The sequence below is a fragment of the Corallococcus sp. CA041A genome (assembly GCF_003612075.1).
Taxonomy (GTDB): domain Bacteria; phylum Myxococcota; class Myxococcia; order Myxococcales; family Myxococcaceae; genus Corallococcus; species Corallococcus exiguus.
This window is the reverse complement of the sequence record NZ_RAWF01000249.1, coordinates 1-14,841: the sequence shown is the minus strand read 5'-3', so window position 1 is coordinate 14,841 and position 14,841 is coordinate 1. Positions and strand designations below refer to the sequence as shown.

12 protein-coding genes are annotated in these 14,841 nt (G+C 69.8%); 8 read left to right on the top strand and 4 right to left on the bottom strand.

Annotated elements, in window-relative coordinates; translation table 11 throughout:
- Window positions 1-218 precede the first annotated feature (218 nt).
- The 3 genes from D7V77_RS32980 to D7V77_RS32970 all read left to right on the top strand — a co-directional run bounded on the left by D7V77_RS32980 (window position 219) and on the right by D7V77_RS32970 (window position 2,875).
- Window positions 219-1,226: a thiamine pyrophosphate-dependent dehydrogenase E1 component subunit alpha gene (locus D7V77_RS32980; protein WP_120580249.1), complete on the top strand. Its 1,008-nt coding sequence runs from the start codon at window positions 219-221 to the stop codon at window positions 1,224-1,226.
- Window positions 1,227-1,228: 2 nt separating this feature from the next.
- Entirely contained in the window at window positions 1,229-2,284 is a 1,056-nt protein-coding gene (locus D7V77_RS32975; protein WP_120580248.1) for an alpha-ketoacid dehydrogenase subunit beta, read from the top strand.
- Between the two features lie 96 nt (window positions 2,285-2,380).
- Window positions 2,381-2,875 (top strand): GNAT family N-acetyltransferase, encoded by a 495-nt coding sequence (locus D7V77_RS32970; RefSeq protein WP_120580247.1) that lies wholly within the window; start codon window positions 2,381-2,383, stop codon window positions 2,873-2,875.
- A gap of 59 nt (window positions 2,876-2,934) precedes the next feature.
- On the opposite strand, the gene D7V77_RS32965 is transcribed toward D7V77_RS32970, so the two are convergent.
- Window positions 2,935-3,291 (bottom strand): TIGR02266 family protein, encoded by a 357-nt coding sequence (locus tag D7V77_RS32965; protein WP_120580246.1) that lies wholly within the window; start codon window positions 3,289-3,291, stop codon window positions 2,935-2,937.
- Window positions 3,292-3,418: 127 nt separating this feature from the next.
- Here D7V77_RS32965 and D7V77_RS32960 point away from each other — a divergent pair, with 127 nt between their 5' ends.
- From D7V77_RS32960 to D7V77_RS32945, 4 genes are all read left to right on the top strand, one after another.
- Complete coding sequence (locus tag D7V77_RS32960) at window positions 3,419-4,312, top strand: hypothetical protein (protein WP_233597379.1); 894 nt, start codon at window positions 3,419-3,421, stop codon at window positions 4,310-4,312.
- 216 nt (window positions 4,313-4,528) lie between these two features.
- Entirely contained in the window at window positions 4,529-5,806 is a 1,278-nt protein-coding gene (locus D7V77_RS32955; protein WP_120580250.1) for an SGNH/GDSL hydrolase family protein, read from the top strand.
- Window positions 5,807-5,905: 99 nt separating this feature from the next.
- A complete protein-coding gene (locus D7V77_RS32950) occupies window positions 5,906-6,259 on the top strand; it encodes a DUF2845 domain-containing protein (RefSeq protein ID WP_120580244.1) in 354 nt (117 codons plus the stop codon).
- A gap of 99 nt (window positions 6,260-6,358) precedes the next feature.
- The gene (locus tag D7V77_RS32945; protein ID WP_120580243.1) at window positions 6,359-6,712 is read left to right on the top strand and encodes a DUF2845 domain-containing protein; all 354 of its coding nucleotides are present in this window, start codon (window positions 6,359-6,361) and stop codon (window positions 6,710-6,712) included.
- Here the strand turns inward: D7V77_RS32945 and D7V77_RS32940 are convergent.
- The 3 genes from D7V77_RS32940 to D7V77_RS32930 all read right to left on the bottom strand — a co-directional run bounded on the left by D7V77_RS32940 (window position 6,706) and on the right by D7V77_RS32930 (window position 12,096).
- Window positions 6,706-8,616: a CotH kinase family protein gene (locus D7V77_RS32940; RefSeq protein ID WP_120580242.1), complete on the bottom strand. Its 1,911-nt coding sequence runs from the start codon at window positions 8,614-8,616 to the stop codon at window positions 6,706-6,708. The two genes, D7V77_RS32945 and D7V77_RS32940, sit on opposite strands and share 7 nt — an antisense overlap.
- Before the next feature lie 77 nt (window positions 8,617-8,693).
- Window positions 8,694-9,416 carry a hypothetical protein gene (locus tag D7V77_RS32935; RefSeq protein WP_120580241.1) on the bottom strand — a complete coding sequence of 241 codons (723 nt, stop codon included), beginning with the start codon at window positions 9,414-9,416 and terminating at the stop codon, window positions 8,694-8,696.
- A 10-nt stretch (window positions 9,417-9,426) separates the two neighbouring features.
- Window positions 9,427-12,096, bottom strand: coding sequence for a phosphoenolpyruvate carboxylase (locus D7V77_RS32930; RefSeq protein WP_120580240.1), 2,670 nt, complete (start codon window positions 12,094-12,096; stop codon window positions 9,427-9,429).
- 201 nt (window positions 12,097-12,297) lie between these two features.
- On the opposite strand from D7V77_RS32930, the gene D7V77_RS32925 reads away from it, so the two are divergent.
- Window positions 12,298-14,649: an immune inhibitor A domain-containing protein gene (locus D7V77_RS32925; protein ID WP_120580239.1), complete on the top strand. Its 2,352-nt coding sequence runs from the start codon at window positions 12,298-12,300 to the stop codon at window positions 14,647-14,649.
- Window positions 14,650-14,841 lie beyond the last annotated feature (192 nt).

Genomic DNA, 14,841 nt, shown 5'->3' with positions numbered 1-14,841 from the left:
CCCAACGGCCGTGCGATCAGCCCGGACCGGGAGCGTCCAACCGCCTCCTGGAAGCAGCACGTCACGAGGGCATGGATGAGTTCCGCTCATTGCCGCGTCGCGCCACCCGGGGGCAGAAAGGTGCTGGCGAACACCCGTGACATCAGGGTCCTTGAGTCGGGAGGCCGCGTTCGGAGTATAGGGGCGTCCCTTTCTTTCCCCTTCGAGGTCGTCCGCCCGTGTCTCGGCCCCGGTTGATCAAAGAGAACTCCGCGCCGCTCTCCCTGCCCCGAGAGCAGCTCATTCGCATCCATGACCTGATGGTGAAGGCGCGCGTCCTGGAGGAGCGCCTGATCCAGATGTACAAGCAGGGCCACGGCTACTTCTGGATCGGCGGCCCCGGTGAGGAGGCGTTCAACGTCCCCCTGGGCATGCTGATGAAGGTCGGCGAGGGCCCGGCCTACGACTACCTGCACGCGCACTACCGTCAGTCCGCGACGCTGCTCGCCATGGGCGAGGAGCCCATCGGGGCGCTGCGGCAGATGAAGAACACGGCCACGGACCCCTACTCCGGCGGCCGCAACTTCGCGGGCCACTTCAGCCGGCGCTCGAAGAACATCGCGCCCGTCACCTCCCCCATCGAGGTGCAGTACGCCGTCGCGCCGGGCACGGCCATGGCCCAGAAGCGCCACGGCGGCGACGGCATCACCATCGTCACCGGCGGCGACGCGGGCACGGCCGAGGGCGATTTCGCCAGCTGCCTCATCTGGAGCAGCCGTCCGGCCAACCCGCTGCCCATCCTGATCATCGTCACCAACAACAAGTGGGGCATCAGCACCACTTCGGACGGCCAGCACGGCGAGACGAACATCAGCGACCGCGCGCGCGCCTTCAACATCCAGGCGAAGACCATCAACGGCAATGATCCGGTGGAGTCCTACCAGGAGATCCAGGCCGCGATGGAGTACGTGCGCAAGGAGCGCAAGCCCTTCTTCATCGAGGCTCGCGTGTCCCGCCTGTACGGGCACTCGTCCGCGTCCGGCGCCAACTTCGTGAACGAGGAGCAGGACTGCCTGCGCCTGTTCGAGGCGCGGCTGGAGCAGGAAGGCGTCCTCAACCGCGAGCAGATGGACGAGGCACGCACCCGGTATTCAGAGGAGCTGGCCGCCGCGGCGCGCACCGTTCGCGACGAGCCGCAGCCCTCTGGCGACTCCATCTGGGAACACATCTACGCGGAGAAGAAATAACCATGGCGAACATGGCACAGGCCATCCGCATGGCCCTGCACTACGCGGAAGAGAACCTGGGCGTCACCGACATCTTCGGCGAGGACGTGGGTGCCCCGCTGGGCGGCGTCTTCACCTGCACGCAGGGTCTGAAGACGGCGTGGAACAGCCCCCTGGACGAGCGCGGCATCATCGGCGCGGCCATGGGCCTGGCGATGGCGGGCCACCGCCCCGTCGCGGAGATCCAGTTCTGCGACTACATCTACAACACCATCGACCTGCTCAAGCTCGTGGGCAACACGCACTGGTCCACGAACGGTGACTGGTCCGTGCCCATGGTGGTGCGCACGCCCGTGGGCAGCGGCATCCGCGGGTCGCTGTACCACTCGCATTCCTTCGACGCGACGATGACGCACATCCCCGGCTGGAAGGTCGTCATGCCCTCCACGCCGCTGGACGCGTACGGGCTGCTCATCTCCGCGTGCCAGGAACCCAACCCCGTCATGTTCCTGGAGCCCAAGGCGCTCCTGCGCGTGAAGGGCGATGAGCGCATCCCCGGCGAGCCCGACGACGACCGCGCGCTGTCGAAGATGATCGACGCGCCCCTGGGTGACCGCTCGCAGTGGAAGCCCCAGTGGCCCCTGGTGGAGGCGTTCGCCATCCCCATTGGCAAGGGCAAGCTCGTGCGCGAGGGCACCCAGGCCACGGTCATCAGCTACGGCCGCACCATGCCCCTGTGCATCAAGGCCGCCGCCCAGTTGGAAGAAGAGGGCCTGAGCGTGGAGGTCATCGACCTGCGCTCGCTCTGGCCGTACGACTGGGAGATGATCAAGGCCTCCGTCCAGAAGACGGGCCGCGTGCTCTTCGTCAACGAGGACACGGAGGTCACCAACTTCGGCGAGCACCTGGTCCGGCGCACCGTGGAGGAGCTGTTCTACTCGCTGCTCGCGCCGCCCCGGCTGGTCGCCGGCAAGTTCGTCCCGGGCATCGGCCTGGCGGACGCGCTGGAGATGGCGTCCGTGCCGCAGCAGAACGACGTCACCACCGCCCTGCGCAACCTCTGCCGCGAGCAGCCGTAGGCGCTGGCCCGGGTTTCCGCCTACACCGCAGAAAGACATCCGGGCCGCCGTTCCTCTTTGGAGGCCGGCGGCCCAGTCGTTAGAATCCCAACTTCCGTGTCCCAGCCCATCGTCCGCACCATGACCCCCGCCCCAGACGCCAACGCCTTCCGCATCCGCCGCGCGCGTCGCGGTGACGCCGAGGTCATGGCCCAGCTGCTGCGCGAGCTGGGCTACCCCCAGGGCACCGATCAGCAGACGGTGCACTGGGTCATCAGCCATCCGGAGATTGAAATCTTCGTCGCGGGAGACCCCCAGGACCGCGCGGTGGGAATGGTGTCCTTCTCCCACCGGCCGCAGCTGCGGCTGCGCGGGCGGGTGGCCACCGTGGACGAGCTGGTGGTGTCCGAAGGCTGGCGCCGCCGGGGCGTGGGCCGCGCGCTGCTCGCGCAGGTGGCCCAACGGGGCAAGGTGCTGAGCGTGAAGCAGTTGCAGCTCATCGCCCCCATCAACGTCACCGAGGAGACGCGCGCCTTCTACCGGGCGTGCGGCTACGTGGAAGGTGACTCCGGGGTGTTCCGCCACGCGGAGTACGAGCAGCCCCAGCGGTAGCGGGAAGCGTCCGCGAGGGCCCGGCGTCCTGGCCGGGCTCCTTCGCGGAGTGAAGCGTTTCAGCGCTTGAAGCTCGCGATGACGCGGCGCAGGCGCTCGTGGTCCTCTTCGCTCACGTCGATGAAGCGCACGCCGATGGCCTCCGCCTCGTCGCGCACCCAGGCGACGACGGCGGTGAGGTGGAAGTCCTCCCCGTCGATGACCATGGCCAGCCGTACCTGCGCGCCCACGTCGTAGGACTTGCGCGTGCGCAGGCACAGACCGCCGGCGGACACATTCAGCGAGTAGGCCCGCAGCGCGCGCGCCGCGTCCTCCATCTGCTCGAAGCGCACTTCGAACCGCGCCGCCACGCGCTCCTCGGCGCGACGGTTCATGTACGGGTCTGGCTCCACCGGCCCATCCAACTTCGTGTTCATGCGCACCCTGACCCCCTCGGTTCTCGGACCGGAAGTGTCGGCTGGTTTCCAGGCCCGGTTCAAGGGCCCACGGACTACGGAATGGCTCGTGTAAGTCCCAGGCTACTTCGAAGCCAGGAGTTTCCGGATGAGTGCACGTCTCGTGTTGTTGGGTGGAGCCCTGATGTTGGGGCTGTGGGTGGCGGGCTGCGATGACGGAGAAACTGTCCGCCCGCCAACGGATGGGGGCACGTCCCTGGATTCCGGGACCGATGGCGGAGATTCCGGGACTGTCGATGCTGGCGATGGCGGCGGCGGTGGAGGCTCCGACTTCGCGTGCAACGTGGCGAAGCAGGAGGGCTGTGCCGCGGGCCAGAGCTGTCTCTACTCGGACCTGGCGGATGGCGGCACGGGCAGTCAGTGCTTCGCGGCCGCGTGCGACGTGGTTCGCCAGGACTGTCCGTCCGGACAGCGGTGCACCTACGTGGGAACGGACGGAGGCACCACCGCGCGCCAGTGCGTCGCCGCGGGCACCTCCACGGAGGGCGCGCCGTGCACGCTGGCCGAGTCGCCTCCGGGCCAGACGTATGACACGTGCGCCGCGGGCCTGTACTGCAAGGACGAGTCGCAGGACGACGGCGGCACGGGCTTCTTCTGCCGCAAGCTGTGCCACGCGCCGTCCGACTGTGGCTCCGGCGAGTGCAACACCGTGCTGCGGCTGAACGGCACGCGAGAGCTGCCGCTGGTGTGTGGCCCCGCGTCCGCGCGGTGCGATCCGTTCGCGCAAGACTGCGAGAGCCCGCTGGCCTGCTACCCGGCCGCCAACGGCGCGGTGTGCGCGGGCCAGGGTTCGCTGCCGGAAGGCGCCGCGTGCGAGTTCAGCAACCAGTGTTCACAAAGCAGCACCTGCGTGATGACCGGCGGCAGCGGCACGTGCCGGGCGCTGTGCCGCCTGCCCGCGGGCTCACCGGGGTGTGCGAACGGCGCGACCTGCCGGGCCATCAACAACAACAACGGCGACGTGGGGGCCTGCGTCCCGTAGGCAGCGGATTGCCCACGGAAGGAAGCGTCCCCACCCGGGGTGGCGAGCGCGCGGGTCCGCCAGGGGCCCGGCCCGCCACCTCGTGGGGGAAGTCCTGCGCCGTCCGTGCCCGGCTGTTGGAAGTTCACGGTCCGTGGCGATTGGCTCGCGCCATGAATCCCCGGGTCGCCACGCGGGCACATCGTGCACATTGTCTTGCGCCGGGAGGTCGTGGGCATGGGTCTGAGGATGGCGCTGCGCTGGGGGTGTTTCGGTGCCCTGAGCGTGCTGGTGGGGTGTGGAGGCATGGATGACGGCCGCTCGCCCGAGGAGTCCTCCGGGCCGGGCCGCACGGACGCGGAAGTGAACGCGCCCGCCGCCACGGAGTCCGTGGAGGCCGCCCCCACGCTGACGCTGCACGACGGACACCAGGTGCAGGCCACTCCGCCCGTGGCGCCCCTGCCCACGCAGTTCCAGCCCGCCTTCCATCAGTCGCTGCGCGAATCCGTCTCCGTGGGGAGCTTCACCACGTACCGGATCAAGGTGCCCCTGGGGCGCGCGGGCAGCCGCGTGCGCGTCACCTTCCGCTCCGGCGACGGCAGCCTGACGCTGCAGCGGGCCACGGTGGCGAAGGCCGGCGCCAATGGCGCGCTGGGCTCCGCGCCGGTGGCGCTCACCTTCGGCGGACAAGCGGGCTTCACCACGGGCACGCGCACGCTGGTGACGTCGGATCCCATCGCCTTCCCGGTGGGCTTCCGAGACGAGGTGGCCATCTCCTTCGAGGTGAAGGGCGCGCTGGGCAAGAGCCGCATCCAGGCGTTCCCGGACAGCTGGATGAGGACCGGCGCTTTCGCGACGACGCAAGGCGCGCTGGGCGGCCAGACCTGGGAGTACGCCACGGGCGTTGCGACGGTGGACGTGGAAGGCGCGCCGGGCCGGGCCTTCGTCGCCATTGGAGACAGCATCACCGAGGGCTACACGGGCACGTGGAACGACACGCGCAACGCGTGGCCGTCCCGGGTGGAGAAGCAGCTCGGGGTGCCGGTGGTGAACTCGGGCGCGTCCGGGCAGGGGTTCTGGGACGCGAACCTCCAGCTGCCGCAAGAGGTGCTCTCCCTGCAGGGCGTCACCGACTGCGTCGTCCTGCTGGGCGTCAATGACCTGGCCGCGGAGGGCATGACGGTGCCGAAGCTGCAGCAGCGCATGACGCAGCTGCTGGATCAGCTCCAGCCCATGTGCAAGCTGTGGGTCAGCACGCTGCTGCCCAAGGAGAAGATGGGCGCGGACGGCGGTGACTTCGAGCTGATGAAGGCCCAGCGCCACGAGTTCAACGCGTGGCTGCGCTCCCTGATGCGCGCGCAGATCATCGACCTGGAGGCCGTGACGCGGCAGCCGGGCAACGTGGACCTCTTCATCGACGGGCTGGAGGTGGACGGCATCCACCCGTCCGTGGAAGGCCACCGGGTCATGGCGGACGAGGCGGCGCGGACCCTCAAGGCGAAGGGCGGTCTGTAGCGCCTGCCCGGCTGGAAACCGCACGGAGGGTTTGAATAGGTTCGCGGCCGTTGCGTCCAGGCGGTGTTCCCGTCTTTCACAACTCCCGGAGCTTCCCCCATGCGCGCGCTTCCCACCGCCCTCGTCGTCGCCTGCCTCGCCCTGCCCTCGCTCGCCCACGCGGCGTCGCTGCGGTGTGGCAACAAGCTCGTGTCGGAGGGGGCGTCGCAGGCGGACGCGGTGGCGAAGTGCGGCCAGCCCGTGTCGACCGAGACCAAGCGCGAGCGCGTGACCAACAAGTCCCGGGAAGGCAGGCGGGACGGGTCGCGCCGCGGGGATTCCTCCACGGAGTTCTCGACCTCGACCTCCGTGGAGGAGTGGACCTACAACTTCGGGCCCAACCGGCTGTTGCAGGTGGCCATCTTCCGCGACGGCCTGCTGGTGGACGTGCGCAGCGGCGGCTACGGCTACTGAGTCCAGCGCCGCGCGATCGGGTCTTGGCGGTTGAATAGCTTCGGGTCCGCCACGTCCAGGCCGTGTTCCCTGCCTTTTCTCCTCCTCGGAGCGTCCCCCATGCGCGCCCTTCCCGCCGCCCTCGTCCTCGCCGGCCTCGCCCTGCCCTCCCTCGTCCACGCGTCCGCGCTGCGCTGTGACAACAAGATCGTGTCGGAAGGAGCTTCGCAGTTGGACGCGCTGGCCAAGTGTGGGCAGCCCGCGACGAAGCAGAGCAAGACGGAGTACGTGACCCACAAGGTCAAGGAAGGGGCGCGGGGTGAGACGCGCTACGGGGAGGCCTCCACGGAGGTCACGACCTCCACGACCGTGGAGGAGTGGACCTACAACTTCGGGCCCCACCGGTTGATACAGGTGGCCATCTTCCGTGACGGCCGGCTGGTGGACGTGCGCAGCGGTTCCTACGGCTACTGAGGCCCCAGGTACTGCTCCAGTTGTTGGCGCATGATCTCCGGCCGCCGGATCAGCGCTGACCGGAAGAACAGGAGGTTCTCGCGCCAGCCCTCCATGGAGGCCGGCTGGCTCCAGCGCGCCACCTGGTCGGGCATCTCCAGCTCGAGCGCCTCCGCCGCCGCGTCCAGGGCCGCCGTCACCCGCTCCTCGGCGAAGGTGTGCTCGATGTGCCAGAGGAAGCGCTCGATGAAGCGGGCCTTGAACTCCGGCGACTGGAGCAGGCCCCTCAAGAGCAGCGTGGACCAGGCCCCCGCATCCGACGCCTCGTCCAACACGCGCCCCAGGCTGTCGTGGTCCGGACCGTGGAACAGGGCGGCGTCCAGGTCGTACACGAGCCAGCGCCAACGGCCGTCGTGTCCAAGGGCCGCGCCCGGCTCCAGCTTCTTCGTGCGCAGCCGCCAGAACTTCACGTTGTTCTGCGGCCAGTCCGAGTTGCCCAGGTAGAGCTGCGCGACCTGGTATTCGATGAAGTCCTCCACGTCCATCCGCGCGCGCACCCAGGCGGAGTGCTCCGGCACCGACAGGTCGTGCGTCGCCACGTAGTCGATGAGCTCCTGATAGGGCTGCTCGTCTCCCTCCTCCCCCACGTCCAGGACCCCGGCGTTCTCCAGGATGACCGCCTTCTTCCGGTCCACGCCGTAGTGTGACGCCAGGTAGTACTCGTCCAGGCGCTCGCGCAGCTCGTGCAGGCCCCAGTACTCGCCATTGAGGAACACGAGCGTGGGGCGGCAGGCCTGGATCGCGAGCCGCGTCTCGGCCAGCAGGCCCTGAAGCATGCAGTCACGCAGCTTGGTGACGCCCTGGTCCTGTCCGGACGTGCGCGCGATCAGCCGGGTGAACTCCGTCACCGGGGAGCCGGGGAACACCAGCCCCGCGAACGTCTTCGGGCCATAGTCCTCCTTCGCGTACAGCCGCAGGCTCTTCTGCGGAAACGCCGCGCTGCCAGAACCGTGGATGCGCACGCCCGCGTCCTGGGCGAACACGCGCTGGCCGGAGGTTTCGAACCACTCCACGTGGACGGGGCGCTCCCACTCCTTGCCGTTCTGCATGTAGTTGGCCGCGAGCGGATCATCAGGCCGGGCCTCGGCGGCGAGGCCGGGGACGTAGATGCCCGTCTCCGGGTCGAAGAAGTTCGCCGCGTCGGTGACGAGCGACAGCACCGGCAGCGTGTACGGCGCCCGGCCAATGACGAACGTGCGCGTGCGGGCCGGGCCCACCGGCTCCGCGCCCGCGAACTGCCGGTAGCGCACCACCGCGACCTGGGGCGGCTCCTCCAGCGGCGCGACCCACCGCAGGACTTCCGGGGCATCCAACGGCGTCGTGGGAACGAAGGACCACCGCGCCGGAGGCGTGGAGCGCGCCAGCAGCGCGATGGGGGCCGTGTAGCGCGACGACTCGGGCGTGGGCGTGGAGCCGTCCCGCGTGAAGTACGTCCGCAACCCCTGGGCCGTGGGCAACGCCAGCAGCGTCTCCGGTTGATAGAGCCCGGGCCGCGCGTCGAACGTCAGGTGCTGGAAGTCGACGCGGGCCCGCGCCTCGGCCCCCTGCCTGTCGCGCGCCACCACCTCCAGCGACAGCGCGCGCCGGCCCGGCCACCAGGGCAGGCTCCAACGGCCACTGTCGATGTCGGCATGGCCCAGGAAGCGCCCGTCCTCGTACACCTGCACCCGTGACGGCCCGGCGTCGCTCGCCACCGCGCCGAACAGCCGGTGCGTGTCCGGTTCGTGCCCGTCGATGGTGACGCGAGGCCCGGAGGGCGGTGGAAGCTCGGCCTCATTCAGCCGCCGCTCGGGGGCGGGCTCACAGCCGACCCCGGCGAGGAGGAGGAGACCCAGGACGAAGGACGCGAAGTGACGGAGACGCATGAGGGCCTCCGTCCTGTATCAGACAATGCTTTGACCTCACACCGCCCTATGACACAGCGCGGCGGGAGCCCCCACCCTCAAGCGGGGGGCGCGGTGGCTTCGAGCAGGCCGTGCTTCTGGAGGAGCGCGGCCAGCGCGGGCGGCGCGAGCATCCAGTCCTCGCGCGTGGGCACCCAGCGCACGGGGGCTCCGGCGGCGGCGAGCCGCGCGTTCACCTCCGCGATCATCGGGACGAAGGTGGGCTGGGGCACGTCCCAGCTCCCCACGCCGGCCTGGACCTCCACGGCGCCGGGCTCCACGCGCACCGCGGGCTGGCCCTGCACCGGCTGGATGACGAACCCCGGCAGGTACGGCTGCATGGCGGCGGACAGGCGCTCCAGCAGCGTCGGGTCCTCGAAGGGGTGGGCGCCCTCCAGGTCGAAGAAGGTGGGCAGCTGCGCCTGGAGCTCGTCGCGCAGCGGGTTGTCCTTGCTGTCGCGCCAGGCGTGCTCGGCCAGGACGCGGGCCTCGTGGGGGATGCGGATCTCCCAGCGCTCCAGCAGCGCGAGCAACTCCGCCACGCGCTCCACCTCCTCCCAGGGCGGCTCCACGCGCGTGAGCCAGGACACCTCCGACACCGTCTCCCCCCGGCGAAGGCCCGTCACCCGGTCCCCCTTGCGCAGCTGGAAGGGCGGAGCCTGGGTGAACTCCGGATCCGGATAGAGGGCGGTGTGCAGCAACCCCGTCCCCTCTTCCGGGCGCACGCGCGCGAAGCCGTGCTTGGGGTTGATCTCCTCCACGACGAACGTGTCCTGGGCCATGGTCTCTTCTCTAACCGGTGTTCCGCATGCCCGCAGCGATGCCGTTGAGCGCCAGGAGGAGCGGCCGGTCGCACTCCGCGTCCCCGTCCCGCTTGCGCTTGAGCAGCTCCACCTGGAGGAAGGACATGGGGTCCACGTAGGGGTTGCGCAGCGCGATGCTCCGCTGCAGCTGCGGGTTGTTGTCCAGCAGCTTCGCCTCGCCCGTGAGCGACTTCACCGCGCGGCGCGTGCGGGAGTGCTCCTGCTGGATGCGCAGCCACAGGGGCCGCGTGGACGCGGGCGCCAGCTTCGCGTACCGCGCCGCGATGGCCATGTCCGTCTTGGCCAGCACCATGGTCACGTTGTCGATGACCGTGCGGAAGAAGGGCCATTCCTTGTACATGCGCTGCAGGAGCGCCGCGCCCTCCGGCGTGGCCGCGTATTCCTCCAGCGCGCTGCCCACGCCGTACCAGGCCGGGAGGATGGCGCGCGTCTGCGTCCACGCGAAGCTCCAGGGGATGGCGCGCAGCGTGTCCAGCCCGCCCGCCTTGCGCTTGCTGGGGCGCGAGCCGATGGGCAGCGCGGAAATCTCATCCACCGGCGTGCCCTTCATGAAGAACTCCACGAAGCCCGGGTCCTCCCAGACGAGCCCGCGGTACGCCTTGCGGCCGGACTCCGCCAGCGCGTCGAAGGCGGCGCGGAAGGCGGACTCATCCTCCGGGGACGGGCGCGGCTGCGCGTCCAGCGTGTGCAGCAGCACGCCGCCCACCACCAGCTCCAGCGTGCGCTGGGTGAGCTCCGGGCGCGCGTACTTGTGGTCCATCGCCTCGCCCTGTTCGGTGGCCTTGTAGGCGCCGGCCACCGTGCCCGGCGGCAGCGCGAGGATGGCCGTCTGGGCGGGGCCGCCGCCGCGCGCCACCGTCTCCCCTCGGCCGTGGAACAGGCGCAGGGGCACGTCGTTCTCGTCCGCCACCTGCGTGAGCGCCACCTGGGCGCGGTACAGCGCGGCGCTCGCGGCGAGCAGGCCCACCTCCTTGCCGGAGTCGCTGTAGCCCACCATCACCTCCTGCACCCCACGGCCCTTCAGGTGCTGGCGGTACTCTGGGTGCGCGAAGAGCTGGCGCAGCACGTCCGGGCCGCCGTCCAGCGCGCCCAGCTGCTCGAAGAGCGGCGCCACGTCCACGGTGGCGCACTGGAGCTTCGGGTCCCAGAGCCCCGCGTGCTTCAGGCAGCGGAAGGCCGCCAGCACGTCGTCCGCGGTGGAGGCCATGGAGAGGATGAGCGTGCGGCAGACGGACTCGCCGCCCTCGTCCTGGCCCTCGCGCAGCTTCGCCAGCACCTCCAGCAGCCGCTTGCCGCCTTCGGTGGGGGCCGGCCCGCCGTTGAAGGACGCCGCCGCGCTCACCGCGTCCTCCGCGGGGGCGCGCACCTCCAACTCGCCCAGGCCCAGGCCCAGCGCGCGGACGCGCTCGGACATGCGGCGCACCTCGCGCAGGCCCGCGTGCTCCGCGCGCGCCGCGAAGAGCGACCGCTCCAGCACCGCCAGGTCATCCCCCAGGGCCTCCGGCGAACGGTAGGCCTCGGCCGGCAGCGTGGACTCCCGCCCCTGTCGCCGCGCCAGCACGTGCTCCAGCGCCAATGAAAGCCGCTCCTCCATGAAGCGCAGCTTGCGGCGCCACGGCTCGCCCAGCGTGCGCGGGCCCTGCTGCTTCGCCACGTCCGGCAGCGCCTTGGCGTCCTCCTCCAGCGAGCGCTCCAACTCCTGCGTGGGGCGCGCGTGCCGCTCCGACTGGGACAGCATCCCGCCCAGCAGCTCCACGTCGCGCAGGAGCAACCGCAGGCCCCGGGCGCGGTGCGCGCGCAGCGTGTCCGCGAACACCTCCGGCGTCACCAGCGGGTTGCCATCCATGTCGCCGCCCACCCACGAGTGCACGCGCACGGGCGTGTCCAGCGCGCCCAGGGGCTCGCCGTAGGCGCGCTCGAAGGCCCAGTCCAGCGCCTCCGGCAGCCGGGCCACCGGCTCCGCCAGCATCTCCTCCACGTACCAGTGGACGTTCTTCACCTCGTCGCCCACGGTGGGGCGCTCGCGGCGCAGCTCGTCCGTCTGCCACAGCGCCGTGATCTCCTCGCGCATGGCGGTGAGGTTCGCGGCGGACTCGCGCGGGGTGAGCGTGCACCGGTCGCGCTCCTCCAACAGCTGCGCCAGCCGGTAGAGCTTCTCCAAGAGCGTGCGGCGCACCGCCTGGGTCGGGTGCGCGGTGAACGTCAGCGTCACCTTCAGCGTCCCCAGCGTTTCACGCACCTTGTCGGCGCTGACGCCCGCGGCCTTCAGCGCCAGCAGCGTCGACTCCAGCGACCCCTTCTGGGGCCGGGTGGAGGTGGGGCTCGCGTGGGCCCGCGCGCGGCGGATGCGGTGGTGCTGCTCCGCCAGATTCACCAGCTGGAAGTAGACGGAGAAGGCGCGCAGCACCGGCTCCACCTGATCCGACGGCAGCCGCCGCAACACCGCCGCCAGCTCCGCCGCCGCGGCGCGTCGTCCGGCCACCGGGCCCCGCCGCCGCTGGATGGCCAGGTGGCGGACCTCCTCCTCCTTGTCGAACAGGGCCTGCCCCTCCTGTTCCACCAACACCTCACCCAACAACCGGCCCAAGAGCCGGACATCCCGCCGCAGCGGGGGATCCACGGGACGTGAACGCGCCATAACGGACCGGAACCGTAGTCCTTTGGCCCCCCACCGCCCCTACCCATTCTCGAATTTTCGACCGCCAGCCGACGGATGACCCACTCCGTCCTTGCAGGAAAAATTCAACCTCCCGGTCTTCCCAAAGAGTCGAGGCTTCCACTAGAAAGTGGGCACTCCCGGACCCCGCCGGGATGTCTGACCTGACCCAAAGGAGTGGCAATGCGGAAAAACCCATCTTGGCTGGCCCTGGGCCTGCTGACGCTCGCGGCGCCGACGGCGTACGCGGAGCGCGCGTGGTACGAGAAGCCGCAACCCGACGTCGCCGCGCCGTCCACCAAGCTGCGCCAGGCGGTTGTCCAGGACATCACGGACGACCTGCCCCACCGTCTGGGTGAGCAGCAGAAGGAGCTCAAGGCGCAGGCGCTGCAGATGCGTCTGGAGGGTCGTGGTCAGCCGGGCCGCGTGCAGAAGCTGGCCAACGGCAAGTTCGTGGAGCTGGAGCTGCAGCGCACGGACCGCATCTTCGTCATCCTGGTGGAGTACGGCACGCAGATCCACCCGGTGTTCGGCAACCCCGCCACCAACCCGGGCGGCAACATCCCCGGCCCGCTGCACAACGCGATTCCGGGCCCGGACCGCACGGTGGACAACACCACCATCTGGCAGCCGGACTACAACCGCGAGCACTTCGAAAAGCTCTACTTCGACACCACGCCCGGCGCGGACTCGGTGGCGAACTTCTACAAGGCCGCGTCCTCCGGCCGCTACACCGTGTCCGGCACGGTGTCCGAGTGGGTGAAGGTGCCGTACAACGCCGCCCGCTACGGCAACAACCTTTGCGGCAGCTCCAGCTGCTCCAACTCCATCTGGCCGCTCGTCAGCGACGCCATCAAGGCGTGGACCAACGCCCAGCTGGCCGCTGGCAAGACGCCCGCGGAGATCAAGGCGTACCTGGACACGTTCGACACGTGGGACCGGTACGACTACGACGGCGACGGCAACTTCGACGAGCCGGACGGCTACATCGACCACTTCCAGATCGTCCACGCCGGCATGGGTGAGGAAGTCGGCGGCGGCGCGCAGGGCCCCAACGCCGTGTGGAGCCACCGCTGGTTCGCGTACAGCAACGGCACGAGCGCGGACGGCATCGGCCCCGCGTACAACCAGAACGGCGGCACGCGCTTCGGGACGGGCATCGACAAGTGGGTGGGCGACTACACCATCCAGCCGGAGAACGGCGGTCTGGGTGTGTTCGCGCACGAGTACGGCCACGACCTGGGCCTGCCGGACCACTACGACACGACGAACGCGGCGGACAACGGGACGGGCTTCTGGACCATCATGTCGTCCGGCTCGTACCTGAACGACGGCACCAAGGACATTGGCAGCCGTCCGGGTGACTTCTTCGCCTGGGACAAGCTGCAGCTGGGCTGGCTGGACTACGCCACCACGGATGCGGGCCTGTACTCGTACCACAACCTGGGCCCCGCGGAGGTCACGTCCCAGAACGCGAAGCAGGCGCTCGTGGTGAAGCTGCCCGGCAAGCCCGTGGTGCAGCCCACCACCGCCCCGTTCGAGGGCCAGGGCATGTGGCAGGGCGGCCAGGGCAACAACCTGGACCGCGTGCTCGAGAAGACGGTGAAGCTGCCGAACAAGAAGCCCATCACCTTCTCCTTCCAGACCTGGTTCGACATCGAGGAGGACTGGGACTACGCCTACGTCGCCCTCTCCGTGGACGGTGGCCCGTTCACCAACCTGGCCAGCCCGGTGAGCCGCACCACGAACCCGTGGGGCAACAACCTGGGCAACGGCATCACCGGCACGTCCGGTGGTTGGATTCCCCTGGAGTTCGACCTGTCCGCCTACGCGGGCAAGAGCGTCACGCTGAAGATCCGCTACAAGACGGACGCGGCGGAGTTCAACAAGGGCTTCCTGGTGGACTACGTGCAGCTGTGGGCGAAGAACACCTACGTCTTTGGTGACGACGGTGAGTGGGGCCACAAGTGGTGGGACAAGTCGACGTTCTTCGTGACGGACGGCACCAACACCCTCTACGACAACTACTACCTGGCCGAGTGGCGCCAGTTCCGCGGCTACGACGAGGGTCTGGCCACGGGTCCCTACAACTTCGGCTTCAGCTCGGAGGGCCTGGTGGATTGGGCGGAGCGCTACTCGTACAACCCCGGCCTGCTGATCACCTACTGGGACACGTCGCAGTCGAACAACAACGTGTCTCAGCACCCGGGTTCGGGCCGCATCCTGCCCATCGACTCGCGCCCGCAGCCCCTGCAGCGCAGCGACGGCCGCTACTGGTCCGGCCGCGTGCAGACGCACGACGCGACGTTCGGCCTGGAGCCCAGCTTCCCGCTGTCGCTCAAGCCCAACGGCTTCCCGCGCAACGAGTACGCCTCGCAGCCCGCGGTGCCGGTGTTCAACGACACGAACGAGTTCTGGTACGCCACGCAGCCGTACGGCGGCGTGAAGGTTCCGAAGACGGGCACCATCATCGAGGTGCTGTCGACGAACCCGGCCCAGACCGTGATGCAGGTCCAGGTGCGCCCGGTCGAGTAGTCCTCTGACCGTCGTCACCGCTGAGCAGTGAAGGAGGGCCGGTCCCGCGTCGATGCGGGGCCGGCCTTTCGCTTTTCGGGTTGAAGGAATCCGGACACCCGGGGCGCGGCCGTTGATGACGGACGCGCGGGGGACGCTACGGTGCCCGCATGGCCGAGTGCCCCGTGGGCGGTCCCGCCTCCCCTTCCCCTC